Annotated in this window: 25 protein-coding genes; 13 read left to right on the top strand and 12 right to left on the bottom strand. The window is 64.5% G+C overall.

Annotated elements, in window-relative coordinates:
• Positions 1-290: 290 nt before the first annotated feature.
• Positions 291-1,094: a GntR family transcriptional regulator gene (locus L0F51_RS10415; protein WP_234629085.1), complete on the top strand. Its 804-nt coding sequence runs from the start codon at positions 291-293 to the stop codon at positions 1,092-1,094.
• A gap of 36 nt (positions 1,095-1,130) precedes the next feature.
• Here L0F51_RS10415 and L0F51_RS10410 read toward each other — a convergent pair whose 3' ends face one another.
• From L0F51_RS10410 to tkt, 10 genes are all read right to left on the bottom strand, one after another.
• A complete protein-coding gene (locus tag L0F51_RS10410; protein WP_234629084.1) occupies positions 1,131-1,961 on the bottom strand; it encodes a tetratricopeptide repeat protein in 831 nt (276 codons plus the stop codon).
• A 62-nt stretch (positions 1,962-2,023) separates the two neighbouring features.
• Entirely contained in the window at positions 2,024-2,308 is a 285-nt protein-coding gene (rpsU, locus tag L0F51_RS10405) for a 30S ribosomal protein S21 (protein ID WP_370642386.1), read from the bottom strand.
• 98 nt (positions 2,309-2,406) lie between these two features.
• Positions 2,407-3,768 carry a tetratricopeptide repeat protein gene (locus L0F51_RS10400; RefSeq protein ID WP_234629082.1) on the bottom strand — a complete coding sequence of 454 codons (1,362 nt, stop codon included), beginning with the start codon at positions 3,766-3,768 and terminating at the stop codon, positions 2,407-2,409.
• Positions 3,765-4,451 carry a thiamine phosphate synthase gene (locus L0F51_RS10395; protein ID WP_234629081.1) on the bottom strand — a complete coding sequence of 229 codons (687 nt, stop codon included), beginning with the start codon at positions 4,449-4,451 and terminating at the stop codon, positions 3,765-3,767. Before L0F51_RS10395 ends, L0F51_RS10400 begins: the two co-directional genes overlap by 4 nt.
• 76 nt (positions 4,452-4,527) lie before the next feature.
• Positions 4,528-5,556 (bottom strand): class I fructose-bisphosphate aldolase, encoded by a 1,029-nt coding sequence (locus L0F51_RS10390; RefSeq protein ID WP_234629080.1) that lies wholly within the window; start codon positions 5,554-5,556, stop codon positions 4,528-4,530.
• Between the two features lie 59 nt (positions 5,557-5,615).
• Positions 5,616-6,815 (bottom strand): phosphoglycerate kinase, encoded by a 1,200-nt coding sequence (gene pgk / locus L0F51_RS10385; RefSeq protein ID WP_234629079.1) that lies wholly within the window; start codon positions 6,813-6,815, stop codon positions 5,616-5,618.
• A 69-nt stretch (positions 6,816-6,884) separates the two neighbouring features.
• Positions 6,885-8,825 (bottom strand): potassium/proton antiporter, encoded by a 1,941-nt coding sequence (locus tag L0F51_RS10380; RefSeq protein ID WP_370642347.1) that lies wholly within the window; start codon positions 8,823-8,825, stop codon positions 6,885-6,887.
• Positions 8,826-8,881: 56 nt separating this feature from the next.
• Positions 8,882-9,466 carry a putative glycolipid-binding domain-containing protein gene (locus L0F51_RS10375; RefSeq protein WP_234629078.1) on the bottom strand — a complete coding sequence of 195 codons (585 nt, stop codon included), beginning with the start codon at positions 9,464-9,466 and terminating at the stop codon, positions 8,882-8,884.
• Between the two features lie 13 nt (positions 9,467-9,479).
• Complete coding sequence (gene gap / locus L0F51_RS10370; protein ID WP_234629077.1) at positions 9,480-10,484, bottom strand: type I glyceraldehyde-3-phosphate dehydrogenase; 1,005 nt, start codon at positions 10,482-10,484, stop codon at positions 9,480-9,482.
• Between the two features lie 9 nt (positions 10,485-10,493).
• Positions 10,494-12,494, bottom strand: a complete 2,001-nt coding sequence (gene tkt, locus L0F51_RS10365; RefSeq protein WP_234629076.1) for a transketolase — start codon at positions 12,492-12,494, stop codon at positions 10,494-10,496.
• 255 nt (positions 12,495-12,749) lie between these two features.
• Between tkt and L0F51_RS10360 the strand changes: the two genes are divergently transcribed.
• The 3 genes from L0F51_RS10360 to L0F51_RS10350 are packed head-to-tail and all read left to right on the top strand — an operon-like array spanning position 12,750 to position 14,268.
• Positions 12,750-13,061: a DUF4164 family protein gene (locus L0F51_RS10360; protein ID WP_128290965.1), complete on the top strand. Its 312-nt coding sequence runs from the start codon at positions 12,750-12,752 to the stop codon at positions 13,059-13,061.
• 4 nt (positions 13,062-13,065) lie between these two features.
• Positions 13,066-13,461, top strand: a complete 396-nt coding sequence (locus L0F51_RS10355) for a cell division protein ZapA (protein WP_234629075.1) — start codon at positions 13,066-13,068, stop codon at positions 13,459-13,461.
• A gap of 36 nt (positions 13,462-13,497) precedes the next feature.
• On the top strand, positions 13,498-14,268 hold the full coding sequence (locus L0F51_RS10350; RefSeq protein ID WP_234629074.1) for a sulfite exporter TauE/SafE family protein: 771 nt from the start codon (positions 13,498-13,500) through the stop codon (positions 14,266-14,268).
• 23 nt (positions 14,269-14,291) lie between these two features.
• On the opposite strand, the gene L0F51_RS10345 is transcribed toward L0F51_RS10350, so the two are convergent.
• Positions 14,292-15,026 carry a sulfite exporter TauE/SafE family protein gene (locus L0F51_RS10345; protein WP_234629073.1) on the bottom strand — a complete coding sequence of 245 codons (735 nt, stop codon included), beginning with the start codon at positions 15,024-15,026 and terminating at the stop codon, positions 14,292-14,294.
• A gap of 208 nt (positions 15,027-15,234) precedes the next feature.
• On the opposite strand from L0F51_RS10345, the gene L0F51_RS10340 reads away from it, so the two are divergent.
• The 3 genes from L0F51_RS10340 (at position 15,235) to L0F51_RS10330 (ending at position 19,247) form a co-directional block, all read left to right on the top strand.
• The gene (locus L0F51_RS10340) at positions 15,235-17,523 is read left to right on the top strand and encodes a bifunctional diguanylate cyclase/phosphodiesterase (RefSeq protein ID WP_234629072.1); all 2,289 of its coding nucleotides are present in this window, start codon (positions 15,235-15,237) and stop codon (positions 17,521-17,523) included.
• 191 nt (positions 17,524-17,714) lie between these two features.
• Positions 17,715-18,713: a crotonase/enoyl-CoA hydratase family protein gene (locus L0F51_RS10335; RefSeq protein WP_234629071.1), complete on the top strand. Its 999-nt coding sequence runs from the start codon at positions 17,715-17,717 to the stop codon at positions 18,711-18,713.
• A gap of 9 nt (positions 18,714-18,722) precedes the next feature.
• The gene (locus L0F51_RS10330; RefSeq protein ID WP_234629070.1) at positions 18,723-19,247 is read left to right on the top strand and encodes a hypothetical protein; all 525 of its coding nucleotides are present in this window, start codon (positions 18,723-18,725) and stop codon (positions 19,245-19,247) included.
• Between the two features lie 338 nt (positions 19,248-19,585).
• Here L0F51_RS10330 and L0F51_RS10325 read toward each other — a convergent pair whose 3' ends face one another.
• Positions 19,586-19,768 carry a YdcH family protein gene (locus tag L0F51_RS10325; protein WP_128290971.1) on the bottom strand — a complete coding sequence of 61 codons (183 nt, stop codon included), beginning with the start codon at positions 19,766-19,768 and terminating at the stop codon, positions 19,586-19,588.
• Between the two features lie 213 nt (positions 19,769-19,981).
• Between L0F51_RS10325 and L0F51_RS10320 the strand changes: the two genes are divergently transcribed.
• From L0F51_RS10320 to L0F51_RS10295, 6 genes are all read left to right on the top strand, one after another.
• On the top strand, positions 19,982-20,209 hold the full coding sequence (locus L0F51_RS10320; protein WP_092816487.1) for a YdcH family protein: 228 nt from the start codon (positions 19,982-19,984) through the stop codon (positions 20,207-20,209).
• A 213-nt stretch (positions 20,210-20,422) separates the two neighbouring features.
• Positions 20,423-20,887 (top strand): 5-(carboxyamino)imidazole ribonucleotide mutase, encoded by a 465-nt coding sequence (gene purE / locus L0F51_RS10315; protein WP_234629400.1) that lies wholly within the window; start codon positions 20,423-20,425, stop codon positions 20,885-20,887.
• Positions 20,877-21,986 carry a 5-(carboxyamino)imidazole ribonucleotide synthase gene (locus tag L0F51_RS10310; protein ID WP_234629068.1) on the top strand — a complete coding sequence of 370 codons (1,110 nt, stop codon included), beginning with the start codon at positions 20,877-20,879 and terminating at the stop codon, positions 21,984-21,986. Before purE ends, L0F51_RS10310 begins: the two co-directional genes overlap by 11 nt.
• Before the next feature lie 49 nt (positions 21,987-22,035).
• Positions 22,036-22,599, top strand: a complete 564-nt coding sequence (efp, locus tag L0F51_RS10305) for an elongation factor P (protein ID WP_234629067.1) — start codon at positions 22,036-22,038, stop codon at positions 22,597-22,599.
• A 16-nt stretch (positions 22,600-22,615) separates the two neighbouring features.
• Positions 22,616-23,410, top strand: coding sequence for an inositol monophosphatase family protein (locus L0F51_RS10300; protein WP_234629066.1), 795 nt, complete (start codon positions 22,616-22,618; stop codon positions 23,408-23,410).
• A gap of 83 nt (positions 23,411-23,493) precedes the next feature.
• Positions 23,494-24,558, top strand: coding sequence for a flagellar motor protein MotA (locus L0F51_RS10295; protein ID WP_234629065.1), 1,065 nt, complete (start codon positions 23,494-23,496; stop codon positions 24,556-24,558).
• Position 24,559: the final 1 nt, after the last annotated feature.

Raw genomic sequence — 24,559 nt, 5'->3', positions numbered from 1 at the left:
CAATCACTCAGGAATATTGATCCAGTCATTCAGCGGCAGTAAAAGGCTTATTGCGGCGGGACATAGAAATACAAAACGCTCCAGGGGGATATGACCTTCCTTCCAAAGAGCCGGCAGGCGTCAGCGGCTCCCGCATTCTATGGAGCAGGGCGGGTGCGGGCCGGCTTCACCGCGACATTTCATATATTGGGATACTGCACAGTTTTTCGTGCCGGAATTGTCTCAAGGCGAGCTAACGAGTCAGTTGCGCGACCGTGGCGGCATCTCCGTCGCAGCGCGGGGGCTGCGCCATGCTGACGAAGATCGTCTCCGACGTGGCGTCTGCGACCCCGTTGCGCGCGCGGCTGACGGAGCGGTTGCGCGAGGCCATTGCCTCGGGCGAGCTCCCGCCGGGAACGCCTTTGCGCGAACGCCATCTCTGCCAGGCCCTCGGCATCAGCCGGACGTCGCTGCGCGAAGCGCTGCGCGCTCTCGAGAGCGAGGGGCTTGCCGTCTCGGTGCCGCACAAGGGCGCGATCGTGGCGCCCTGCGGCAAAAAAGAAGCTGACGACATCTACGCCACCCGGGCGGTTCTCGAAGGGCTGGTCGCCGCGCAATTCGCCGACAAGGCGAGCAAAAAGAGCCGCGCCGAACTCCGCCACATCGCCGATGAGCTGGCCGAGATCGAGCCGCCGCTCGACGGGCCCGGCTTCTTCGAAATCGCCGGCCGCTTCGGTGCGACCATCATGGAGGGGGCGGGCAATCGGCTCGCCGCCAGCGCACTCAGTTCAATCTATCTGCGGCAGCGGCAATTGCGCGCCGCCGGCGTCGGCGGCGAGCGCTATATGGAAGAATGTCTGAGGGGGATGCGGGAAATCGCGTCCGCGATCGACCGGCACGATGCGATTGCCGCGGAGGCCGCCTGCCACCGCCATTGCGCCAACCTCCTGAAGATCGCCCTTTCCTGCCTTGCGGAGAAGAGCGGCAGCCGCTCCGCCTCGGCCGGAAAGGCGCGGAGGCTCTCCGCTGGGGCATGCGACGACGCGCCAGACGGTGACGATGCAGGCCGAGAAAACCTGCCTGCCGATCATTCCGATGTGGATGAAATCGCCTGAGCTCTGATCACGCAGGCGAGGGAAGGTCCCCGCGGCTCAGGTCGAGCTGGTGCGGTGCATGCCTTCTTTGGCCGGCTGATAGCGCGGGTTGAGGGTCGAGGCGCGGGCGAAGGAATTGAACGCCTTCTTGCGGTCGCCGAGGGCTTCCAAAGCCAGACCCTGATTCGTCCAGGCGATGTAGGAATTGCGATCGCGCTTCACGGCTTCATCGAAATCGTCGAGTGCCGTCTTGAAATCGCCGATGGCCATGTAGCTCTGGCCGCGGCCATTGAAGGGCTCGGAGGCCAGCGGCGAGAGGCCGATCGCCTTGGTGAAGGATTCGATCGCGGCCGTATGGTTGCCCGAAGCCTGATAGGCGAGGCCCTGGTTGTGGAAGGCCTGCGGATCCGTTGGATCGAGGCGCACGGCGGAGCTGTAATCCGACAGAGCTTCGCTGAGGCGGCCCTGCTGGCGATAGATCGTCCCGCGCCCAACATAGGCCGTGGCGTAGTTCGGGTCGGCCTGGATCGCCCGGCTGTAATCGTTGAACGCCTCCTGGGTATCCCCGCGCAGGCGGTGGATGAGGCCCCGATTGGCATAGGCCGGCGCAAAATTCGGGTCGAGCTGCAAAGCGGTGTTGAAGTCATCCAACGCCCGCTTGTATTCGCCCGCCTTGCCGTACGCTGCGCCGCGCACATTGTAAGCCGCCGGATCGCGCGGATTGCGCTCGATGACCGAAGTCAAAGATCCGATATTGGCTTCCGACCCCGTATCGGGATCGACCGAGATGTTCGACAGCCCGTTATTGCCGAGCGACTGACAGCCGGCCACGGCCAGTGCAAGAGCACCGGCGGCCAGCCAAGAACGCAAAGAGGATGCTTTCGCCATAGAAGCGGTGTTCCTCAAGTCGCGAGCCCAATGCGAATAAGGGCGGATGTGTCGAGGGAAGCTTACCGGCCGCGCCGCTTGCCAGGGATGAGGCCTTCGCGCTGCGCCCGCTTGCGGGCCAGTTTGCGCGCCCGGCGGATCGCCTCGGCCTTCTCGCGCGCCTTCTTCTCAGACGGTTTCTCGTAGAAGTTACGCAGCTTCATTTCACGGAAGATGCCTTCACGCTGCATCTTCTTCTTCAGCGCTTTCAGCGCCTGATCGACATTGTTGTCTCTGACGACGACTTGCACGTTGATCCCGTTCCTTTCGTCTCTTTCACTTGCCACAGAAACCCGCGGCGGAAGTATCGGGCAGGTGGCAGACCGCGTCCGCCGCCGCATACGCCCAAAGAATAACAGTTGGAGTGCCCGCTGCCGCCGTACGACCGGGCGGAGGCGATATAGCCCTATTCGCCTGGCTTGTCCACAGCAGCTCCTGTTTCCCCAGGAGAGTGCGTCACTTTCGGCGAAGCCCCCGTCGGCAGCCGGTCGGGCTCTTTGGTCCGAGGCCCATCACTCCCATTCGCAGAACCGGCAGCGGCTGCCTCGGGTTCCATTTTTCTTTGCGGGGCTGGGTCTTGAGGGGCTCGGGCGCCCTGGCGGCCTGTGGCGCCTGTTCCTGAGCCTGCGGCGGCGGGTTGCGGCGTCGGCACGCCCGGCCATGAGGCGACCCTGGCGTCGGCTTCCTTGCGGATACCGGAGGGAAGACCCATCAGCCAGCCTTCCATGAACGGCTCCTTGAGGCCGTGGGAGCGGGCGATGAGATACCAGCGCGCGGCTTCGACCTCGTCCTTGTCGACGCCGAGCCCGTCCTTCAGGAGCTTGGCGTAGCGCAATTCGCCCACCGGATTGTCGGCAAGAGCGGCCTGGCGAAACCATTGCGCGGCCGTCTTTTCGTCTTTTCTCAGACCTTCGCCGTTGAACAGCATGATGGCGTATTCGATCTGCGAGGCGATATGGCCATTGCGGGCCGCCGTCGCATACCAGCGGGCGGCTTCGGCGGGATTGGCAACGACACCGACGCCCTCGCGGTAAAGGCCGGCCAAGGCGTATTGCGCATCGCTGTCGCCGGCGCGCGCGGCATTGCGCAAATGCGCTGCGGCCAGCATGGCGTTCTTCTCGACGCCCTTGCCCTGCAAGAGGAGATAGGCGAGTTCGCGCTCGGCGACCGGCTGCCCGAGATCTGCCGCACGCTGAAAATAGGTGGCCGCCTTGGCGTCGTCCTGCTCGACGCCGCGGCCGTCGAGATAAAGCCGGCCGAGCGCGTAGAGCGCTTCGCGGTCGCCGGCCTTGGCCGCAAGTTCGTACCAGCCGGCGGCTTCCTTGTAGTCCGTCTTGACGCCGAGACCGCGGGACAGGAGTTCGCCGAGAAGGGTCTGGGCCGCCGTTCTGCCGGCTTCCGCCTGCTGCAGGGCGATCGCGAAGGCGGTCAGAAAATGCCCGCGCTGGAACGCGCCATAGGCCCGATCGACATTGCTGTCCGGGACGAGGCCGGCATCCTTCAGAGACTGGTCGATGCGGTTTTCGAGCTGCCGGCTGTCGATCTCTTCCGACGGAATCGAGGCGCCGAGGCCATCGACCGTCGGGGTTCCGGGCGCTTTCGGTGGAATGGGCGAGGGCAGCGTTGCTTTGGGGCTTCCAGGGGCCTGCCCGCCGGCCGCATCGGGCGGTGTCAGAGGCGTGCCGCTTTGGGCGAACGCAGACGATGCAAAGCCCGTCGAGAGGAGCGTCGCGGCAACGACAAGGGCCGGGGCGGAGAGAGGCTTCATGCCGCCACCGGCCGCTGCAGGATGATGTCGGAGACGCGCCGCATGGCTTCCGCCGGGCCGTCCGGCGCTTCCCAGACAGCGCGGCGGAGGGCCACGAATTCGGCCCCCGTCGCCACGGCCTGAGGCAGGGTCTCAAGGCTCGCGCCGGCCATGATGACGGCCGGAACCTCCATCATGCTCGCCCACCATTCGGCAAGAGCGAGTGCCTTCGGATGCGGCTCATCGTGGCTGTCGCCGTCGGGTTCGCCGAAGAAGAGATAATCGATGTCGAGTTCGCCGGCGAGCATGGCGATGTCGCGCGTCTTGAGCTTGCCCGCGCCGACGATGCGCTGCGGGCGAAAGCTCTCCGCGGCGATGACGAGGTTCTGGTGACCGTTGGCGATATGCACCCCGTCGGCGCCGACATGGCCCGCGGCACGGGTGAAATTCTCAAGGAGCGCTGCAGCGCCGGCCGCCTGGATAACGGGGACGAGGCGGCGGGCGCGTGCCTCGGTCTCGGTCTCGCTCGGCGAGGCGGTGATGAGGACGGCCGCCACGGGCGCGGCGGCAAGGGCGGTTTCGAGCGCCTCGACGTCCTTCGTCTCGTCCCCGGAGGATGGCGCGATCAAAAAGATCTGCGGTGGGAGGGCTTCGTCTTCCGCCGGCCGGGGCGTCATCTGATCGGCATCGGTTTTCTGGGTCATCGTCCTGGCACATAAACGAAAGGAGGCGTCTCCGCCTCCTCAACGTCGCAAATTCGGCGATTGTTTGAGAGAGGCCTCAGGCGGCCTTCTTCTCCTCCGTTTCGCTCCACCGGCCCGTCGCCGCAAGCGAATTCATGCGCGCACGGTGGTTGAAGGCGCGCTGACCGGCGGCCTCGTTCTCCATCTTGCCGCCCCAGGCGTTGAGAGCTGCCGTCTGCAGGGCGCGGCCGTAGGAGTAGGTGAGCTTCCAGGGAAGCTGGCCCATGGCGTTCATGGCGGAGAGATGCGCCGTCGCCTGTTCGTCCGACTGACCGCCGGAGAGGAAGGCGATGCCCGGAACGGCCGGCGGCACGCAGGATTTGAGGCAACGCAGCGTCTTCTCCGCGACCTCTTCGACGCTCGCCTTCTGGCCGGAATGATCGCCCGGGACGATCATGTTCGGCTTCAAGATCATGCCTTCCAGCATGACATTGGCGTCGTAGAGCTCGGTGAAGACCGTCTTCAAGGTCCACTCCGTGACCTCGTAGCAGCGGTCGATGTCGTGCTTGGCGCGCTCGCCATCCATCAGCACTTCCGGCTCGACGATCGGGACGATGCCGTTTTCCTGGCAGAGCGCCGCATAGCGGGCGAGCGCATGGGCGTTCGCCTTGACGCAGTTCCAGGACGGCAGCGGGCCGTCGATGGTGATGACGGCGCGCCATTTGGCGAAACGCGCGCCGAGTTCGTAATATTCCTTGAGGCGACCGCGCAGACCCGTGAGGCCTTCCGTGACCTTCTCACCCGGCGAGAGCGCCATGTCCTTGGCGCCCTGATCGACCTTGATGCCGGGGACCGCGCCCGCATCCTGAATGATCCTGGAAAACGGCGTGCCGTCGCGCGCCGCCTGGCGAAGAGTTTCGTCGAAGAGAATGACGCCGGAAATGTAGTCCTTCATCGCGTCGGCGCGGAACAGCATTTCGCGATAGTCGCGGCGCGATTCCTCCGTCGAGGTGAGGCTGATCGTATCGAAGCGCTTCTTGATGGTGCCGGTGCTTTCGTCGGCCGCAAGGATGCCCTTGCCTTCCGCCACCATCTTGTTGGCGATGTCTTCGAGGCGTTCCGTCATTCAATCCTCCGTTCCAAGTGCCCGCAGGATGCAGGCCGGTGTGGCCAATGTTGGGCCGATCAGGCCTTCTTCAAGGCCGTGACGCCCGGCAGTTCCTTGCCTTCCATCCATTCCAGGAAGGCTCCGCCGGCGGTCGAAACGTAGGAAAAATCGTCCGCGACGCCTGCCTGATGCAGGGCGGAGACGGTGTCGCCGCCGCCGGCGACCGAGATGAGCGAACCGGCCCTGGTGGCCTCCGCCGCATGGCGGGCGCAGGCGACCGTCGCCTTGTCGAACGGCTTCGTCTCGAAAGCGCCGAGCGGGCCGTTCCAGACGAGGGTTTCGGCCTTGTCGATCCATTCGTTGACGGCGGCGATGCTCTCAGGGCCGACGTCGAGGATCATGCCGTCGTCGGGCACCTTGTCGAGGGGAAGCGTTTCGCAGGCCGCGTTCTCCTTGAATTCCTTGGCGACCACGACGTCCTGCGGCAGCACGATGGCACAGGCGGAGGAGGCCGCCTCCGTCATGATGCGGCGGGCGGTTTCGGCAAGATCTGCCTCGCACAGCGACTTGCCGATGGCGACGCCCTTGGCATGCAGAAACGTATTCGCCATGCCGCCGCCGATGACGAGCGCGTCCACCTTCTTCACGAGATTGGCGAGAAGGTCGATCTTGGTGGACACCTTGGCGCCGCCGACGATGGCGAGGACCGGACGTCTCGGACGGCCGAGCGCCTTCTCGAGAGCCTCCAACTCCTCCTGCATGGCACGGCCCGCATAGGCCGGCATGTGGTGGGCGAGGCCCTCGGTGGAGGCGTGGGCGCGGTGCGCGGCCGAAAAGGCGTCGTTGACGTAGATGTCGCCGTTCTTGGCGAGTTCGGCGGTGAAGTCCGCGTCGTTCTTTTCCTCGCCCGCATAGAAGCGGGTGTTCTCCAGAAGCACGATGCCGCCATTGCCGAGGCTGTCGATGGCGTGGGCCGCCTTGTCGCCGATGCAATCTTCGCAGAATTCCACGGGCTTGCCGATCACCTCGGCCACATCGCCGGCGATCTGGCCGAGCGACATCTCCGGCACGGGCTTGCCTTTCGGGCGGCCGAAATGGGCGAGGAGGGCAACGCGCGCGCCCTTGTCAGAGAGCTCGCGGATGGTGCCCGCCACCCGCTCGATGCGGGTGCGGTCGGTGACGCGCCCGTCGTGCACCGGCACGTTCAGATCGACACGCAGCAGAACGCGCTTGCCGGTGATGTCACCCGCATCGTCAAGTGTGCGGAAACTGGCCATGAATTCTCCCCCATCACATGAATATTCGCCCGGGAACATACAGGCAGAACGGGCGAAGGCAAGCGGCGCTCAAGCTTCCTCGGCGGGGGCTGTGCGCGTGGGACGCGCCTCCTTCTGCAGGCTGTCGAGATGGGCTTTTGTGCGCGGCTTTTCTTCGTCTTTGCCGCGGCGGAAGGGGGTGGTGAGCCAGTGCCAGATGCCGCCCACGCTCAATATGGTCACGATGCTTTCGGAGGGTTTCGGCGGGTCGAGGGACACGCCGACAGAGGTGATGCGGCCCTTCGGATCGGCGTCGCGGACGATGAGTTCGATATCGCCGAGAACGACGCGGTCGCCATATTCCGGGGTGCCGCTGACACGCGCCGCGATGAGTTCGGCGATCGTCCAATCGGCCTCTTCGGCGGCAAGCTCCAGCTCATAGGCCTCGGCCAATTCGCGCGCCGGACGCTGCGGATCGACGGTGAAATCCCCGAAGAATTCGACGTCCTGCGGGTCGAGCTCGGCGCGGCTTGCGAAAAGCCGGTCGAGAAGATGCGGAAAGGCGCCGGGAATGACGATGTAGACGTAATCGCCCGGTTGGAGGCGTCCTGCATCCTGGAAGGAGAGCGAGCGGCCGCTGCGCAGCACGAGCGAGGGCCGAGCCCAGCGCGGAATGCGCTCGCCGCGTGCCACCGGGCTGTCGGCGATGACGCGGTAGGTCAGGAGCTCGTGGTGGCGTGTGCCGGGAAGGTCGAGCGTGACCTTCTCCAGCGGTCCGAGCCGCGGCGGCAGAACGAGACCGAGGCGGCGCGCGACCGTGCCGACCGTCCAGCCCTGCACGATGAGCGAGACGAGCACGATGATGAAGGCGAAGTTGAAGAGGGCGCGGCCGTTCGGGATCTCCGAGATGAGGGGCGTGATCGCGAGCAGGATGGAAACGGCACCGCGCAGGCCGACCCAGGAGACGAACGCCGTCTCCGCACGCGGAAAGCGAAAGGGGATGAGACACAGCGCGACGGCGAGGGGACGGCCGATGAAGATCAGAAAGAGCCCGATGGCGATCGCGTCGCCGACGATGATCGGAAATTGCGACGGCGTGGCGAAAAGCCCGAGGACCAGGAACATGATGATCTGGGCAAGCCAGGTCATGCCATCCTGAAAGCGCAGGAGGCTTGCGGCCGCGCGCAGCCGTGCATTGCCGGCGATCAGCCCGGCGATATAGACGGCGAGGAAGCCGGAGCCGCCGATCGCGCCGGCGGCCGCGAAGACCATCAGCGACAGCGCCAGAACGAAGATCGGCATCAGGCCGCGGTCGAGGTCGAGCTTTTCGACGAGCCACAGGATGAGCCGCCCGCCGACGAGGCCGCCGGCGACGCCGAGCCCCATCTGCACGAGAAAGCCGGTGAGGACGTCGCCCGCGAGCTGTTGCGGCTTGATCGCCTCGCCGGTGGCGAGAACCGAGACGAGCGTCAGCGTGAGGAAGATGGCGATCGGGTCGTTGGAACCGGATTCGACTTCGAGCGTCGAGCGCACGCGGTCGCGGATCGAAATGTTGCCGACGCGCAGCAGAAAGAAGACCGCCGCCGCATCGGTAGAGGCGACGATGGAGCCGAGAAGGAAGGATTCGAGCCAGGAAAAGTCGGTGAGGTAATGCGTGCACAGCCCGACGAGGCCTGCGGTCAGCACGACGCCGAAAGTGGCGAGCGACAAGGCCGGCAGCGCCGCCTGCTTGAAGGCGGCAAGGGGCGTTCGAAAACCTGAATCGAACAAGACGACGGCGAGCGCGAGCGAGCCGACGAAGTAGGCGACGGGTGCATTGTCGAAATCGAGGCCGAGCCCGTCCGTGCCGGCGGCGAGGCCGATCAGGAGAAAGACGAGCAGGAGGGGGGCGCCGAAGCGGAAAGCGATGAGGCTCGAAAAAGCCGCGACCAGCACGAGCGCCGTGCCGATCAGAACAACGAGATAAATGCCCTGCTCGTAGATGCTGCCCTCCCTGCCATTGCGCGCCGTGAACCGATACGGCCGATGCACCCCATCCCTTGTTGCGGCAGGGTGTGGCAAAGGCAAGGCCTTGTGGTGTTCACTCTTTACGAAATGTCGACAGGAATTCGTCGGAACAAGGTCGGGTAGTCGCGCACAAGACCGTCCTCATCGACAGGAAGTTCGGCCGTGAAGGAGCGATCTGCGGCTTCGTAGCGATAGAGAGATCCCTGCTTAAGGCAGGTGTAGATCTGATGGTCGGGGACGGGCCTGAACGTGTCGAAGGGTACGTAGACCATGTTGAGCTCGCCGGAGCACGCGCCTTCGGCGAGCTTCAGACGGCGGATCGGCAGGGTGTTGGTGAAGGCGGAGCCGGCGAGATCGACGTCGATGGCACCGTCGAGATGGTCGAGCGGGCGTCCGTCGGCTTCGTGCCAATGGCCCTGGCGATCGGAACGGATGTCGATGCTGCGGCCGGAGGTTGCTGCAAGGATCAGGGAGCGCGTGCGCCAGGCCTCATCGCAGCTGAGGCGGTAGAAGACGCCGTAGGGGCTTCCGCCGCGCTCGCCGATAATGGTGCCGCGGATCAGAAATCCGGTCGGGGCCGGCCCCAGGCTGACATGCTCGAGGCCGATCCCTTGTTCGGGTCGCCAGCGCGCGGCGCGCGCCGGCAGAGAGCGGAAGCCGCCCATCGCAAAGTTTGGCTCAGATGGTCTTCGCCATGGCAACCGCGGTGTCGTTCATGCGGTTGGAGAAGCCCCATTCGTTGTCGTACCAGGACATGACCCGGCACAGCGAGCCTTCCATGACCTTCGTCTGATCCATGTGGAAGACGGAGGAATGGCTGTCATGGTTGAAGTCGGAGGAGACGAGCTTCTCGTCCGTGTAGCCGAGGATGCCCTTGAGGTCGCCTTCGGCGGCGGTGCGGATCGCTTCCTGGATCTCTTCGACCGAGGTGGAGCGCGACGGCACGAACTTGAAGTCGACGACCGAGACGTTCGGGGTCGGCACGCGGATCGCGACGCCGTCGAGCTTGCCGTTGAGCTCCGGCAGGACGAGACCGACGGCCTTCGCCGCACCCGTCGAGGTCGGGATCATCGAGAGCGCCGCGGCGCGGGCCCGGTAGAGATCCTTGTGCAGCGTGTCGAGCGTCGGCTGATCACCCGTGTAGGAGTGGATCGTCGTCATGAAGCCCTTGTCGATGCCGATGGCATTGTTGAGCACATAGGCGACCGGGGCGAGGCAGTTCGTCGTGCACGAGGCGTTGGAGACGACGACGTGGTCGGAAGTGAGCTTGTCGTCGTTGACGCCGTAGACGACCGTCAGATCGGCGCCGGAAGAGGGCGCGGAGACGAGGACACGCTTGGCGCCGCCCTCAAGATGCAGGGCTGCCTTGTCGCGGGCGGTGAAGATGCCGGTGCATTCCATGACGATGTCGACGCCGAGCTCGCCATGCGGGAGCTTCGTCGGATCGCGCTCGGCCGTCACTTTGATCGGGCCGCGGCCGACGTCGATCGTGTCGCCGGAGACTTTTACTTCGCCCGGGAAGCGGCCATGGACGCTGTCGTAGCGCATCAAATGGGCGTTGGTTTCGACCGGGCCAAGGTCGTTGATGGCCACGACCTCGACGTCGGTGCGGCCCGATTCGATGATGGAGCGCAGAACATTGCGCCCGATGCGGCCAAATCCGTTGATGGCAACCTTAACCATTTGCGTCTCCTAGTCCGTCTCTTTTGGTTCAAGCCGGGCAATTGCCTTCTCGCAGATCGCCTCGGCCGTAATCCCGAAATGCCGATATAGCTCCTGATAGGGTCCGCTCGCGCCGAAGCCCGTCATGCCGACGAAAAGGCCGTGTTCCCCGATGATCGCGTCCCATCCCTGGCGAATGGCGGCCTCGACGCCGATGCGCAAGGGGGCGGTCCCGATTATTTCCTGACGATAGACATCGCTTTGCTGAGCGAAGAGATCGAAGGAGGGGATCGAGACGACACGGGCGGGATGGCCCCGCTCGTCAAGCAGATCCTTGGCCGCGACGGCGATCGCCACTTCCGAACCTGTGGCGAAAAGGCTCACCTCGGCGTCACCGCTGCAGTCTGCGATGACATAGGCGCCGCGGCGGCAGAGATTGTCTTCCTCATACTCACCGCGCAAGGGCGTAAGGTCCTGTCGCGTCAAAACGATGACGCTCGGCCCGGTCGAGGCGGTGAGCGCAAGCTGCCAGCATTCGGCCGTCTCCACGGCATCGGCCGGGCGCAGAACCGTGAGGTTCGGGATCGCCCGCAGCGCCGCCAGATGTTCGACCGGCTGATGGGTGGGGCCGTCTTCGCCGAGACCGATGGAATCGTGCGTCATGACGAAGATGACGCGCTGACGCATCAAGGCGGCGAGGCGGATGGCCGGCCGGCAGTAATCGGAGAAGGTCAGGAAGGTCCCGGAGAAGGGGATCAGCCCCTTGTGCAGCGCCATGCCGTTCATGGCCGCGGCCATGCCGTGCTCGCGGATACCCCAATGAATGAAGCGGCCGGAGTACTCGCCGGGCGCCACCGCCTTCATCTCGCTGGTGCGGGTGTTGTTGGAGCCGGTCAGATCGCCCGAACCGCCGATCATTTCGGGAACGACGGGGGTGATGCATTCCAGCACGGCTTGCGAGGCCTTGCGGCTTGCGAGCGTCGGCGGCTCGGCGGAATATTCCCGCTTCAGCTCCGCGACGGCACGATCGAGGCGCGGCGGAAGGTCGCCGGCCATGGTGCGGGCGAACTCGCCGCGCAATTCCGCGTCGAGCCCTTCAAAGCGCTCCTGCCAGGCCTTGCGGCGCGGGCGCGCCCTGAGGCCGGCGATGCGCCAGGCATCGAGGATGTCGGCGGGGATGTGGAAGGGCTCATAGGGCCAGTCGAGCCGCTCGCGCGCCTCCTGCACTTCCTTCTCGCCGAGCGGGCTGCCATGGGCCGACGATTTGCCGGCCTTGTTGGGAGCGCCGAAGCCGATGGTGGTGCGTGCCGCAATCAGGGTCGGGCGATCCGATTGCCGCGCATCCGTCAGCGCCCGGTCGATCTGCTCGGGGTCGTGGCCGTCGATGCGCACCGCATTCCAGCCAGAAGCCTCCACCCGTGCCACCTGGTTGGTGGAATCCGACAGCGAGATGTCGCCGTCGATGGTGATGTGGTTGTCGTCGAAGATGACGATCAGGCGGCTCAGCTTCAGATGGCCGGCGAGTGCGATGGCTTCCTGGCTGATGCCTTCCATGAGGTCGCCATCGGAGCACAGGACGTAGGTGTAGTGATCGACGACGCCGTCGCCGAAGCGGGCGTTCAGCATGCGCTCGGCGAGGGCCATGCCGACGGCATTGGCAATGCCCTGACCGAGCGGGCCGGTGGTCGTCTCGATGCCCGGCGCCTCGCCGACTTCCGGATGCCCGGCCGTCTTGGAGCCGAGCTGGCGGAAGTTCTTCAGCTCCTCGATCGTCATCTCGTCGTAGCCGAGAAGATAGAGGAGCGAATAAAGCAGCATCGATCCGTGCCCGGCCGACAACACGAAACGGTCGCGGTCGGGCCAGTTCGGATCGGTGGGATCGAACTTCAAATGTCGGGTAAACAGGACGGTGGCAATATCGGCCGCACCCATTGGCAGGCCGGGATGCCCCGATTTTGCAGCCTCCACCGCGTCCATGGCGAGCGCCCGGATCGCATTGGCCATGGATGCGTGCTTTTCGGCCTCTGGCATGGAAAACTTCCGAGATGGTGCCGGACATCAGGCCGTTCAGGCGCTGACCCGCGCTTCTTATCGTCCGGCGGGCGCCGCGAGACATACACGGCTCTCAATGCGAGTCAACGTCACAGCCATGAAGCAGCTGCGTAGCAAGCATCTTGGGCAGTTGACTGCTCTTTCAAGCGCTGCATAACCTCTTCGCCCCAATCCGTTGATTTTTGACGGCTCGGGGGTGAACCTTTGGCTCAAAGACGTGCATAGTGTGCTGCCATGGATCCTGCTTCCCCAGCCAATTCGACGCCCGGCCATGCGCCGAGCCGTTTCGCGCAAGCGACGGAGCTTCTCGAGAAAGCTCTGAGCGAGCTCGAGCTTGCGGTGGAACGCAGCGAATCGCGCGGGGGCCATCACGAAACGCTCGTGCAGCAGCTTCACGATTCCGAACAGGACAGGGCGCGGCTCGCCGAAGCCCTGGATGCGGCCGGAGACCGCTCGTCCAAGCTGGAACGGGCCAATCACGACGTGGGCCAGCGTCTCGACCGCGCCATCGCTCAGCTGAAATCGGCTCTCGGAGAGGATTTCTGACATCATGGCGACCGTAACGGTCAGCATCGGCGGGCGGCGTTTCCGGCTCGCATGCGAGGACGGCGAGGAAGAGCACGTCATGGAGCTCGGCGAGCGGTTGGATCAGACCGTCACCGAGTTGCGCGCCAATGTCGGCGAGATCGGCGATCAGCGCCTGACCGTCATGGCGGCGATGCTGATGACCGACCGTCTGAGTGAGGCGGAAGGCCGCATCGCCGGGCTTGAAGGCGAAATCTCCGAGCTGCGCGAAAGCCGCAACGAGGCCCTCGATCGCTTCGAAGCGCTGGAGAGCCAGGCAAGCGACGCGATGGAGCGGGCCGGCCGGCGCATTGCGCGGCTCGCACGGGCGCTGCGCGGTGGTTCTGCAAGCAACGGCTCATCCGGCAGCGACGAGGAGTGACGTGGCGCAGGCGAGCCTGATGCTGCGCGTTCCTGCGTGATCCAAGATCCCTTCTTTTATCTGGTGGCGGTCCCGGCCGTCATCATGATCGGGCTTTCCAAGGGTGGGATCGGCGGTGCCGGGGCGATGCTCGGTGTGCCGCTCGTCACGCTTGCCATCGATCCGGTGCGCGCGGCCGCCATCCTTCTGCCGATCCTCGTCGCCATGGATCTCGTCAGCCTCTACGCCTGGCGCGGGGTCTATCAGACGAAGAGCCTCGCCATTCTGCTGCCCGGCGCCGCCCTTGGTGTCGGCATCGGCTGGGTGCTCGCCGGCTCGATCGGCGAAGAGGAAATCCGCCTCATCGTCGGCGGGATCGGGCTCGTCTTCTCTCTCAATCATTATCTCGGGCACTATTTCGGCGGCGCGGCGAAGCGGGCGCCGCGGCCGCATCAGCCCGCGAAGGGGATGATCTGGGGCTCTGTGGCGGGGTTCACGAGCTTCGTCGCGCATGCCGGCGGGCCGCCATTTCAGATGTATATGCTGCCGCTCCGGCTGCCGCCGCCGATCTATGCGGGCACGTCCGTGATCTTCTTTGCGGTCGTCAACGCGCTCAAGCTGTTGCCGTATTTCATGCTCGGGCAGTTCTCGGCGGCGAACCTCGAAACCTCGCTCGTTCTGATGCCGCTGGTGCCGGTCGCGACCTTGACCGGGGTCTGGCTGGTCAAGGTGGTGTCGCCGAAGTTTTTCTATGCGCTGAGTTATGCGCTCGTGCTTCTGGTGTCGCTCAAGCTCATCTTCGATGCCGGCATGGCGCTGATGGTCTGAGACGGCGTCTCGGACGGGCGATCTCAGAACAGCGCGTCGGCGAAGAGTTTTACGGTGATGATGGTGAGGATCGCCAGGATGAGGCGGTCGAAGCTGCCGGGCTTCATGTCGCGGCCGAGCCATTGGCCGAGGCGCATGCCGAGAAACACCGGCACGAGGGCTGCGATGCTGAGCAGGAGACGCTGCCAGGTGAGGATGCCCGCGAGGGCAAGCGATGGCAGCTGTGCGACGGCAAAACTCGTGAAAAGAACGGAGACTGCGAAGACGAATTTCGGACGCTCCAGACGCAGGGCGTTCATGAAGGTGACGCTGACCGGGGCGGAGATGCCGGTCGCGCCTTGCAGGGTTCCGGCGAGGAAGCCGATGGCCGGGGCGACCTGTGTGGCGCGGGCCATTGCGAGCTTCACCTGAGGGTGCAGGAGGCGGAGCGCGATATAGGCGAGCATGACGAGCGCGAGCCCGAGCGAGAGGAAGCGGGCAGGCAGGCTCGTCAGGAGAAACGTGCCCGCGGCAATGCCGATCAGGCTCATCACCACAAGCCGCGGGAGAAAGGGCAGGTCGGCGCTGTGCGCGCGGAACCTCCAGACCTGCGAAAGGTTAGCCGTCAGGATCGGGATGGTCAGGATGGCGATCGCGTAAGGAACGTCGAGAAAAGCCGCGATGCCCGGTATCGCCACGAGCGGCAGTCCCATGCCGGCAACGCCTTTGATGGTGCCGCCCGCAGCGAGACAGAAGAAGATGATAAGAAGTTCGTTCAACGTGGGTCGCTCTTGGTGAGTTGTCTCTGGCCTGTCGAATAGGCCGAAGGCGTCGGCGCTGTCGCCCCACTTGTCTCACGGGCGGCCGGCATGGCGGAAAATCTTGGAAGTGTTGCCGACCGGGATATGGTCTGACAAAATGGAGCGAGCTTAGCGGTTTTTTCATCCTCCCGTCCGATCGTTAGCATGAGAGCGTCCGACAGCCAGGATGATGGAGCACGGTTCACACATATATATCGACCGCCGCGCCGAGCCGGATATCTATGTCTCGCTGGTCAATTCCCTCTACAGCTCGATGCGATCTCTCGTCGCAGGGGCGATCGGGGGGACGGCGGCCGTCCTTGTCACGGCGATCCAGATCGGCGGGTTGCCTCTCTATGTGTGCGCCGCAGTCATTGCCTTTGTCGGTTTCGTGCGCGTGGCGGTCGCCTATGCCTTCCGCCGTCGTGGCGGCGATACGCTGCCGGTGGAGCGGCCGGTTTTGTGGGACGTGCTCTACGGCATCGGGGCGTGCGCGTTCTCCTTTCTCCTCGGCGTCTGGTGCTACATCTGTCTGGCGTTCTATGACGATGTGACCGCGCAGCTGGTCGCCGTGTCGGTGACGATCGGCTATTCCGCCGGGATCGCCGGGCGCAATGCGGGCCGTCCGCAGCTCGTTTCTCTCCAAATCCTGTTTGCCTGTCTGCCGCTCGTCACCGGTTTCGTGGTGCAGGGCGAGCCACCTTATCTGGCGCTCGGCATGCTCCTCGCCTTCTTCTTCTGGAGCATGCGCGGCGTTTCGATTTCCATCAGCGAGACGCTGCTTGCGGCGCTGCGCGCCGAAAAGGTGATGACGCTGCTTGCGGGCCGCCTCGAAGCGGCGCTCTCGAGCATGTCGCATGGTGTGCTGATGATCGATGCGGATCAGAAGCTGCGGGTTTACAATCAGCGCGCTCTCAGCCTCCTCGGCCTTCACCCCGAAGTCATCCGGCATGGCATGCCGATCGGCGAGTTGGTTCAAGCCTGCGTGCGCGAGGGCGTCTTCTCGCGCTCGGAGCTGAAACGGCTGCAGGAGGAGTTCACGGTCGGGCAGACCTTGCAGCTCGTCACCAACGATCGCCGCACCATCTCTCTCACCAGCGAGCCTGCGAAGGACGGCGGCTTCGTCATCGTCGCGGAGGATGTGACAGAGCGCAAACGCACCGAAGCGCGCATTTCCTATATGGCGCATCACGACGACGTCACGGGCCTGCCCAATCGCGTCCGCCTGAAAGAGGAGCTGGAACAGTTCCTGCGCAAGAGCGCCGAGGCAAACTCGTCCTTTGCGGTTTTCTGCGTCGATCTCGATCACTTCAAGAGCGTCAACGATACGCTCGGTCATCCGGTCGGCGACAGCCTGCTGCGCGCCACGGCGCGGCGGCTCGCCTCCATGACGCGCAAGAGCGATCTTCTCGCCCGCTTCGGCGGCGACGAATTCGTGCTTCTCGCCTCAGGCGTCACCGACGCCGAACAGGCGGAGCAGTTCGCGACGCGGATCATTACGGCCTTGTCGCGTCCTTATGCGCTCAACGGCCACAGCATCGTTGCCGGTGCGAGCGTCGGGGTGGCCTTTGCGCCCAAGGACGGTTCGAATGCCGATGCGCTCATCAAGAATGCCGACATGGCGCTCTATCGGGCCAAGGCGAACGGGCGCGGCACGTTCTGCGTCTTCCAGCCGGAAATGGATGTGCGCGCGCAGGAGCGCCGCTCGCTCGAGATGGAATTGCGCAGCGCCTTCGCCAACGAAGAGCTGGAGCTCTACTACCAGCCGCTCCTCAATGTGCGCAGCCGGACGATCTCCACCTGCGAGGCGCTGCTGCGCTGGCCGCGGGCGGGGCGGGGGATCGTGTCGCCCGGCGAGTTCATCCCGCTCGCCGAGGAGATGGGGCTGATCGTGGAGATCGGCGACTGGACGCTGGTGCAGGCCTGCCGCCAGGCCGTGCAATGGCCGGAGGAGATCCGTGTCGCCGTCAATGTCTCGCCCATGCATTTTCGCCGCGGCGACATCGTGCGCTCCGTCGAGGCGGCCCTGAAGGATTCCGGGCTGCCGGCCGACCGGCTGGAGATCGAGGTCACGGAATCTGTGCTGCTCGAACAGACCGAGCGCACGCGGCAGGCGCTCGGGGAACTCGCCGAGATGGGGATCCGCATCTCGCTCGACGATTTCGGCACCGGCTATTCGAGCCTCGCCTATCTGCAGAACTACCCGTTCCACAAGGTCAAGATCGACCGCTCCTTCCTCTCCGGCCTCGATGCCGATCCGCAGCGTCTGATCATGCTGCGCGGTGTGGCGCGACTTTCTGCCGAGCTCGGGCTTGCCGTGACGCTCGAAGGCGTCGAGCGCGACGATCAGCTCGCCATCGTCATGGCGGACGGCTACGTCGACGAGGTGCAGGGCTTCCTGATCAGCTGCCCGGTGCCGGCGGAGAAGCTTGGCAGGCTTTTTGCATCGCGGAAGGAGAAGCAGGCGGCAGCCTAGGTCCAGCCGCCCGCGGCCCAGGGAATCTCAGCCAAATCACGATTTTGCGGTGCAGCACGGGTTTTCATTTCACAGGTTAAATGTTAACCTTAACAAAGCGTTGCGTGCTTGCCGGTACCCTAAAGTTTATATTAACGTCATGAAGATTTTTGTAATAAGTGTCAGTGTTCCTCTGCGGCGGGGGGTGGAATATGGCCAGACTTGAAGCGGCGGCGTGCGAAGTCCGCGGCGAAGATATTGTCGGACGTGAGCGGACAGCGCGTACATCTGGTGCAGTTGATGTCGCGATGCCGGCGAAAGGTTCTGTAGAAAGTGTTCGAGCCGCGGTTTCCGAGATTGCGGAGGACGTGCGGGAGGTCGTTCTTTCTTTCGAGGCCGAGAGCGCGACTTTGTGGTCGACCATGGTGCCGCCGGGCCGGCCGTGCTTTACGCGCCGGCTGGTGAGCGAATACATTCACCTGTTCCAGTCGCTGAATGCGCGCTTCGCAGATGCGGAATCGCTCGCTCTCAAATACATCGTCTATCAATCCGGAACGCCGTCGATCTTCAGCCTCGGCGGCGATCTCGACCTTTTCTCGCGGTTGATCCGGGCGCGGGACGAGGAAGGGCTGCGCGATTATGCGCATGCCTGCGCCAAGATGACCTACCTCAATTCGATCGGCGCCGATCTGCCGATCGTGACGATCGCGCTGGTGCAGGGGCAGGCGCTCGGGGGCGGGCTGGAATCGGCGCTGTCCTGCAATCTCATCGTCGCCGAAAAAAGCGCGACCTTCGGGCTGCCCGAGGTGCTCTTCAATCTCTTCCCCGGCATGGGCGCCTATTCCTATCTGAGCCGCAAGGTGTCGAGCCGGATCGCGGAAAAGCTGATGCTGTCCGGGCGCACCTATTCGGCGGACGAGATGCTGGAAGCCGGCGTCATCGACGAGGTGGTGGAGGACGGCACTGGCGAAAAGGCCGTGCGCGACCTGATCGAGCGCTCGCAACGGCGCCACAACGCGCAGGTCGGCGTGTATCGCACGCGCCGCCGCGTCATGCCGCTCAGCTACGAGGAATTGCGCGACGTCACGGATATCTGGGTCGAATGCGCGCTCGGCATTACGGATCTCGATCTGCGCAAGATGGAAAAGCTGGTGAAAGCCCAGGACCGGCTCAAAGGCGCCGTGGCCATGCCCGCAGCCGCGCATTCATGAGGATGATCCATGCCTCTTGCTGAATTGAGACTGACGCGCGGGGCGCTGTCGGACGCGAAGCTCGACATTCTGGCGCGCGATCTGACGGCGATTCTCCTGGAGCACCAGGGGGCGCGGCCGGGCAGTGCCGTGGCGCGTTCGATCACGCGCCTCGAAGTGACGGAGTTCGAGCCGCGGCGCACCTATGTCGGCGGCAACCTCTCCAATGCGCCGTGCTACCGGCTCTCCTACACGGTGCCGCTCGGCGCCCTGAACGAGGAGAAGAAGCGCTCGCTCGTGGAAAAATCGACGAACGCGATCCTGGCCGCGGAAGGCACGCCTTTCACCGAGGACGACGCCTACCGGGTCTGGTGTCTGATCGACGAGGTGCCCGACGGGAACTGGGCGAGCGCCGGCAAGATCTGGCGCTGGCGCGACATCATGCGCTGGGTCGCCCGGCGCGAGATCGCGGCGCGGCGACAGGAGCGCGATGCGGGCGACGGGCAGCTTCCGGAGCGGGAGCGCAAGACGGGAAGAGCCGGGATCGCGGCCTGAATCTCCCGCAAGCTCGATCTCCCGCAAACTCAGACCTGTTGAAGCCCGGCCGGCGCGCACGGAAGGTGCCGCGAGGCTCGAGCCGGCCGGTTCTCCGGGCAGGCGCCGCGAGATCGTCCTGACCTCATGCGACATGGGCCGCCGCGAAACAGGCGCCAAAGCGAGACAGGTCAGAGACGGAAAGGGGATGCGGGCGGGCCGAAGAGGTTTGCACCGTCGTGGCCGGAAGGGGCGATGGGAGGACCGGGGCGGCCCTGCGCCCCGCGGGCCTTTTTCTGTCCTTCCGGCTGGCCCTCAGACCGAGAGCCGGAAGGACCGGATGAGCGTTCGAAAAGGCTCTAGAGAGCGCCTTCCTGCTGGCCTTTCAGGCGCGAGATCTCGTCCTTGAGTTGCAGCTTGCGCCGCTTCAGCTCCGCGACTTCAAGATCGTCGCTGGCCGGGTGGGCCATGGCTTCCTCGATCTCTTTTTCGAGTGCCTCATGGCGCCGCTCAAGCTCGGCAAGGCGCGCTTCAAGGGGCATTTGCGTCTCCATCTATGGTGGGGGAGTTAAAGTGTGACATAGCTTCACCACTCTGTCTAACGGAGTGGCAGGGTCCGTTAATATCTGCTGATCATTTGATCACGCATTTTTTTCGCTTCAAGCTGCGGCTTTTCGAACCGTACGCTGGCATCCGCGGCCGATAGGCTGCATGAGACAATTCCTCGTGATAGATTGCCGCCCCTGGAGGTGATGATGGATGGTAGCGACAACGTCGTGGAGCTGACGCAGAAGGAGATCAGGGCGGAGCTTGCTCTCTTGCGTCAGGAACACCGCGATCTCGATCATGCCATCGAAGCCCTTCATACGGCCTCGCCACAGCCCGATTACCTGCAATTGCAGCGCCTGAAGCGCAAGAAACTCTCCTTGAAGGACCGTATCCTGGCGCTCGAAGACAGGCTTCTGCCGGATATCATCGCGTAAGGTCTGCTGGGCGTAAGACCTGGTGGAGGGCGCGGTGTTTGCGGCAGGTTCGTCCGCATGACGCGCTCACTCTTTGCCTGATATTTGGGCCGGTCCGTCGTCTTGCGGGAGGCTTCCGCATTCGTTAATCCGGCGTCTTTCCGGTTTTCTTTCCCTGACAACGCGGACATTGTCGCCTTGACCGCATCATCTTCCGTTCCCGTCGCACTCGTCATGGGCAGTCGTTCCGACTGGGCCACCATGCAGCGCGCGGCCGAAAAGCTCGACGAGCTCGCCATCGGCTATGCGGCGCGCATCGTCTCCGCGCACCGCACCCCGGAGCGGCTCTACGACTTCGCCAAAGGGGCTGAAACGAGCGGCTTCAAGGTGATCATCGCGGGGGCCGGCGGGGCAGCGCATCTGCCCGGCATGGTCGCTTCCCTGACGCGCCTGCCGGTGCTCGGTGTGCCCGTGCAATCGCGCGCTTTGTCGGGGCAGGATTCGCTTTATTCGATCGTGCAGATGCCGGCCGGCATCCCGGTGGCGACCTTCGCGATCGGCGAGGCCGGCGCGGCCAATGCGGCGCTCTTCGCCGCCTCCATCCTGTCGCTCGGCGATGCGGCTCTGGCGGAACGGCTCGCAACCTTCCGGCTGCGGCAAAGCGATGCCGTCGGCGAGGATCCGCGCGATGACAGCTGACCACACAGGGGCGCTCGCGCCCGGCGCGACCATCGGCATTCTGGGCGGGGGCCAGCTCGGGCGCATGCTGGCGGTCGCCGCCGCACAGCTGGGCCTCTCCACGCATGTCTTCTGCCCGGATCCCGACAGTCCGGCCTTCGACGTCTCGGCGCATTACACGGTCGCCCCTTATGACGATCCGCGCGCTCTGGAAGCCTTTGCGGCCGACGTCGACGTCGTCACCTACGAGTTCGAGAACATCGCCGTCGATGCGGCGGAGCTGCTTGCGGCGACCTGCCCGGTGCGGCCCGGACCGCGCGCTCTCGAAGTGGCGCAGGACCGCTTCAACGAGAAGAGCTTTCTGACCGGCGCCGGCGTGCCGGTCGGCCCCTATGCGGCGATCGACGATCTCGACGGCCTCAAGGCCGCGCTTCAACACCTGAAGACGCCGGCGATCTTGAAGACGCGCCGCTTCGGCTATGACGGCAAGGGGCAGGTGCGCATCGACGACGCCAAAGATGCCGAGGCGGCCTATGCGGCGATCGCGCGCGCGCCGGCGGTTCTGGAAGCCTTCGTGCCGTTTTCGCGCGAAGTCTCGGTGATTGCGGTGCGCGGGGTGAACGGCGAGACCGCGGTTTACGACGTGCCGGAAAACGTCCACCGCAACCATATCCTCCACACCTCCACCGTGCCGGCCAATATCTCGCTCGCGACGCGGCAGAAGGCGGCGGAAATCGCCGCCACCATCGTGACCGAACTCGATTATATCGGTGTCATCGGCGTCGAGCTTTTCGTCATCGAGGTGAAGGGCAGCGAGCTGCTCCTCGTCAACGAGATCGCGCCGCGGGTGCACAATTCCGGCCATTGGACACGCGATGCCTGCGTCTGCTCGCAGTTTGAAAATCATATCCGGGCGATCGCCGGCTGGCCGCTCGGGTCCGTCTCCCGCCACAGCGATGCGGTGATGACCAATCTCATCGGCGAAGAGGCCGAGGATTGGCAGGCACTTGCGGGCGAGAACAATTGTTGCCTGACGCTCTACGGCAAGCGCGAAATCCGGCCGGGACGTAAGATGGGGCATGTGACGCGGCTTCAGCCGCTTACCAAGGCGCCTTGCTAAGCCCCGCAAAGTGTGGTGCAAGGCCGCCGATCTCTCGACAGGATTAGCGATGAAAATCAGCGGTAACGACATCCGCCCGGGCAATGTCATCGAATATGACGGCACGCTCTGGGTGGCGGTGAAAACCAATAAGGTGAAACCCGGCAAGGGTCCGGCCTACAACCAGGTCGAACTCAAGAACCTGATCGACGGGCGCAAGCTCAACAATCGCTTCGGTTCCGACGAAAAGGTCGAGCGCGTCCGCATCGAAACCAAGGACTTCCAGTTTCTCTACAAGGATGGAGACGTGCTGGTGTTCATGGATTCCGAGAGCTACGAGCAGATCAATCTCGCCGAGGAATTCGTCGGCGAGCGCGCCGCCTTTTTGCAGGACGGCATGACCGTGACGCTCGAAATGCATGAAGAGAGGCCGATCGGCATCGCGCTTCCGGACCAGGTGGTGCTCGCCATCACAGAGACCGAGCCGACGATCAAAGGCCAGACGGCCGCGTCCTCCTACAAGCCGGCGATGCTGGAAAACGGCGTGCGCGTGATGGTGCCGCCCTTCATCACGGCCGGCGAGAGGATCGTCGTCGACACCAACGAGATCGCCTACGTCAAGCGGGCCGAGTAGGTACGGCTCACACGACATGGCAAGATCGGCAATTCTCAATGTGATGGTGCGCGCCGCCACCAAAGCGGGGCGCGTGCTCGCCCGCGACTTCGGCGAGGTCGAGCACCTTCAGGTGTCGCGCAAGGGGCCGGCGGATTTCGTCAGCGCCGCCGACCGGCGCGCGGAGGAAATCATCCGCGAGGAACTGGAGCGCGCGCGCCCCGGCTATTCCTTCCTGATGGAGGAATCCGGCGAGACAATCGGGGAGGATCCCCAGCACCGCTGGATCGTCGATCCGCTCGACGGCACCACGAACTTTCTGCACGGCATTCCGATGTTCGCCGTCTCGATCGCGCTCGAGCGCCAGGGGCGACTGACGGCGGGTGTCATCTACAATCCTGTCACGGACGAGCTCTATACCGCGGAGCGTGGGTCAGGAGCCTTCTTCAACGATCGACGCCTGCGCGTCGCCCAGCGCCGCATTTTTGCGGAGACGGTTATCGCGACTGGAATCCCGCATTTCGGCCGCGGCGAGCATGGGCCGTATCTGCGCCAGATGGCGGCGGTCATGGCGGAGGCCGCCGGTATCCGGCGGTTCGGTGCGGCTGCGCTCGATCTCGCCTGGGTCGCCTCCGGCCGCTTCGACGGCTTCTGGGAGAGCCATCTGTCGGCCTGGGACATGGCGGCGGGCATTCTCCTCATCCGCGAGGCGGGCGGCTTCGTCACCGATATCAAGGGCGGGGACGCGATGCTCACCTCCGGCACCATCGTTGCCGGCAATGAGGCGGTGCACCAGCATCTCGCCGGATTGCTCAAGGGCGCTGGCGGATAAATCGCCGGAATCGGCCGCGACTGTTTCGTCCTTCCGGCAAATCACGCTAGATTGGACCAAAGCGCGGCCGAACCCTGGATAATATGGCGAAAGAATACGATCCCTACCGGCTCTCTTCGCCCCGAATCTTTCTGGTTCGGATGCTCATCTTTCTGGTGATCGCGGCCTTCGTGCCGCTCATCCTGTATCGCCAGATCGCCGTCGGCTTCATGTCCAATCCGGGCCTCAACGGGCTCATCATCGGCGTGCTTCTGATCGGCGTGCTGCTCGCCTTCCGAAGCGTCATCATGCTGATGCCGGAAGTCAAATGGGTGAATTCCTTCCGCCGGCAGGAAGCCGGCTTTTCGGAGGATTCGCCCAGGCTTCTCGCGCCGATGGCGACGCTTCTGCGCGACCGACGCGAGGCGATGCTGTCGACCTCCACATGGCGCTCGATCCTCGATTCCATCGCCACGCGGCTTGATGAAAACCGCGAGATCCTGCGCTATCTGACGGGGCTTCTCGTCTTTCTCGGGCTTCTCGGCACGTTCTGGGGGCTGTTGCGCACCGTCGGCTCCGTCAGCGAGACGATCCAATCCTTGCGGGTCGATTCCGGCGAGGCGGGGGTCATCTTCGAAGATCTCAAGGCCGGGCTCGAAGCGCCTCTTTCCGGCATGGGCATCGCCTTTTCGTCCTCGCTCTTCGGCCTTGCCTCCTCGCTCGTTCTCGGGTTTCTCGATCTCCAGGCCGGGCAGGCGCAGAACCGCTTCTACACCGAGCTCGAAGACTGGCTGTCCACGATGACCGACCTCGAGGATTTCGACCTCGAGGATGCGGAGACGGGCAATACGGTGCAGGAGATCCGCCTCGCGGTCGAAAGACTGTCGCGCAATATGGAGGGCGGGGGACGGCCCTCGATTGCGGCGATGGCCAATCTCGCGGAAGGCATCCAGGGCCTCGTCCAGCATATGCGCAACGAGCAGCAGATGGTGCGCGACTGGATGGAGGGGCAGGCCGAGCAGCGCGAATATCTGCAGAACACGCTCGATGCGATCGCCGAGCGGCTCGGCCATGACGGGGCCGAGGCCAAGACGCGGCGGATGCGCGAGGAAGACAAGCCCTATCCGCAGCGCATGCCGGGCCTGACGGAAACCGGCAGGGAGCGCTGAT

Source organism: Afifella sp. H1R (assembly GCF_021462425.1).
In the GTDB taxonomy this organism is placed as follows: Bacteria; Pseudomonadota; Alphaproteobacteria; order Rhizobiales; family Afifellaceae; genus Afifella; species Afifella aestuarii.
Note: the sequence above shows the minus strand (reverse complement) of the source record. Positions and strands in the feature narration are given on the sequence as shown.

What these genes read in the sequence shown, in the direction of transcription:
- L0F51_RS10360 (WP_128290965.1), top strand. Translation starts at nt 12,750, where the DNA reads ATGGATCCTGCTTCCCCAGCCAATTCGACGCCCGGCCATGCGCCGAGC.
- purE (WP_234629400.1), top strand. Translation starts at nt 20,423, where the DNA reads ATGGGCAGTCGTTCCGACTGGGCCACCATGCAGCGCGCGGCCGAAAAG.
- L0F51_RS10410 (WP_234629084.1), bottom strand. Translation starts at nt 1,961, where the DNA reads ATGGCGAAAGCATCCTCTTTGCGTTCTTGGCTGGCCGCCGGTGCTCTT.
- L0F51_RS10330 (WP_234629070.1), top strand. Translation starts at nt 18,723, where the DNA reads ATGCCTCTTGCTGAATTGAGACTGACGCGCGGGGCGCTGTCGGACGCG.
- L0F51_RS10340 (WP_234629072.1), top strand. Translation starts at nt 15,235, where the DNA reads ATGATGGAGCACGGTTCACACATATATATCGACCGCCGCGCCGAGCCG.
- pgk (WP_234629079.1), bottom strand. Translation starts at nt 6,815, where the DNA reads ATGGCCAGTTTCCGCACACTTGACGATGCGGGTGACATCACCGGCAAG.
- L0F51_RS10395 (WP_234629081.1), bottom strand. Translation starts at nt 4,451, where the DNA reads ATGACCCAGAAAACCGATGCCGATCAGATGACGCCCCGGCCGGCGGAA.
- L0F51_RS10355 (WP_234629075.1), top strand. Translation starts at nt 13,066, where the DNA reads ATGGCGACCGTAACGGTCAGCATCGGCGGGCGGCGTTTCCGGCTCGCA.
- efp (WP_234629067.1), top strand. Translation starts at nt 22,036, where the DNA reads ATGAAAATCAGCGGTAACGACATCCGCCCGGGCAATGTCATCGAATAT.
- L0F51_RS10335 (WP_234629071.1), top strand. Translation starts at nt 17,715, where the DNA reads ATGGCCAGACTTGAAGCGGCGGCGTGCGAAGTCCGCGGCGAAGATATT.
- L0F51_RS10320 (WP_092816487.1), top strand. Translation starts at nt 19,982, where the DNA reads ATGGATGGTAGCGACAACGTCGTGGAGCTGACGCAGAAGGAGATCAGG.
- L0F51_RS10310 (WP_234629068.1), top strand. Translation starts at nt 20,877, where the DNA reads ATGACAGCTGACCACACAGGGGCGCTCGCGCCCGGCGCGACCATCGGC.
- L0F51_RS10300 (WP_234629066.1), top strand. Translation starts at nt 22,616, where the DNA reads ATGGCAAGATCGGCAATTCTCAATGTGATGGTGCGCGCCGCCACCAAA.
- L0F51_RS10390 (WP_234629080.1), bottom strand. Translation starts at nt 5,556, where the DNA reads ATGACGGAACGCCTCGAAGACATCGCCAACAAGATGGTGGCGGAAGGC.
- L0F51_RS10415 (WP_234629085.1), top strand. Translation starts at nt 291, where the DNA reads ATGCTGACGAAGATCGTCTCCGACGTGGCGTCTGCGACCCCGTTGCGC.
- tkt (WP_234629076.1), bottom strand. Translation starts at nt 12,494, where the DNA reads ATGCCAGAGGCCGAAAAGCACGCATCCATGGCCAATGCGATCCGGGCG.
- L0F51_RS10375 (WP_234629078.1), bottom strand. Translation starts at nt 9,466, where the DNA reads ATGGGCGGCTTCCGCTCTCTGCCGGCGCGCGCCGCGCGCTGGCGACCC.
- gap (WP_234629077.1), bottom strand. Translation starts at nt 10,484, where the DNA reads ATGGTTAAGGTTGCCATCAACGGATTTGGCCGCATCGGGCGCAATGTT.
- L0F51_RS10295 (WP_234629065.1), top strand. Translation starts at nt 23,494, where the DNA reads ATGGCGAAAGAATACGATCCCTACCGGCTCTCTTCGCCCCGAATCTTT.
- L0F51_RS10400 (WP_234629082.1), bottom strand. Translation starts at nt 3,768, where the DNA reads ATGAAGCCTCTCTCCGCCCCGGCCCTTGTCGTTGCCGCGACGCTCCTC.
- L0F51_RS10325 (WP_128290971.1), bottom strand. Translation starts at nt 19,768, where the DNA reads ATGCCCCTTGAAGCGCGCCTTGCCGAGCTTGAGCGGCGCCATGAGGCA.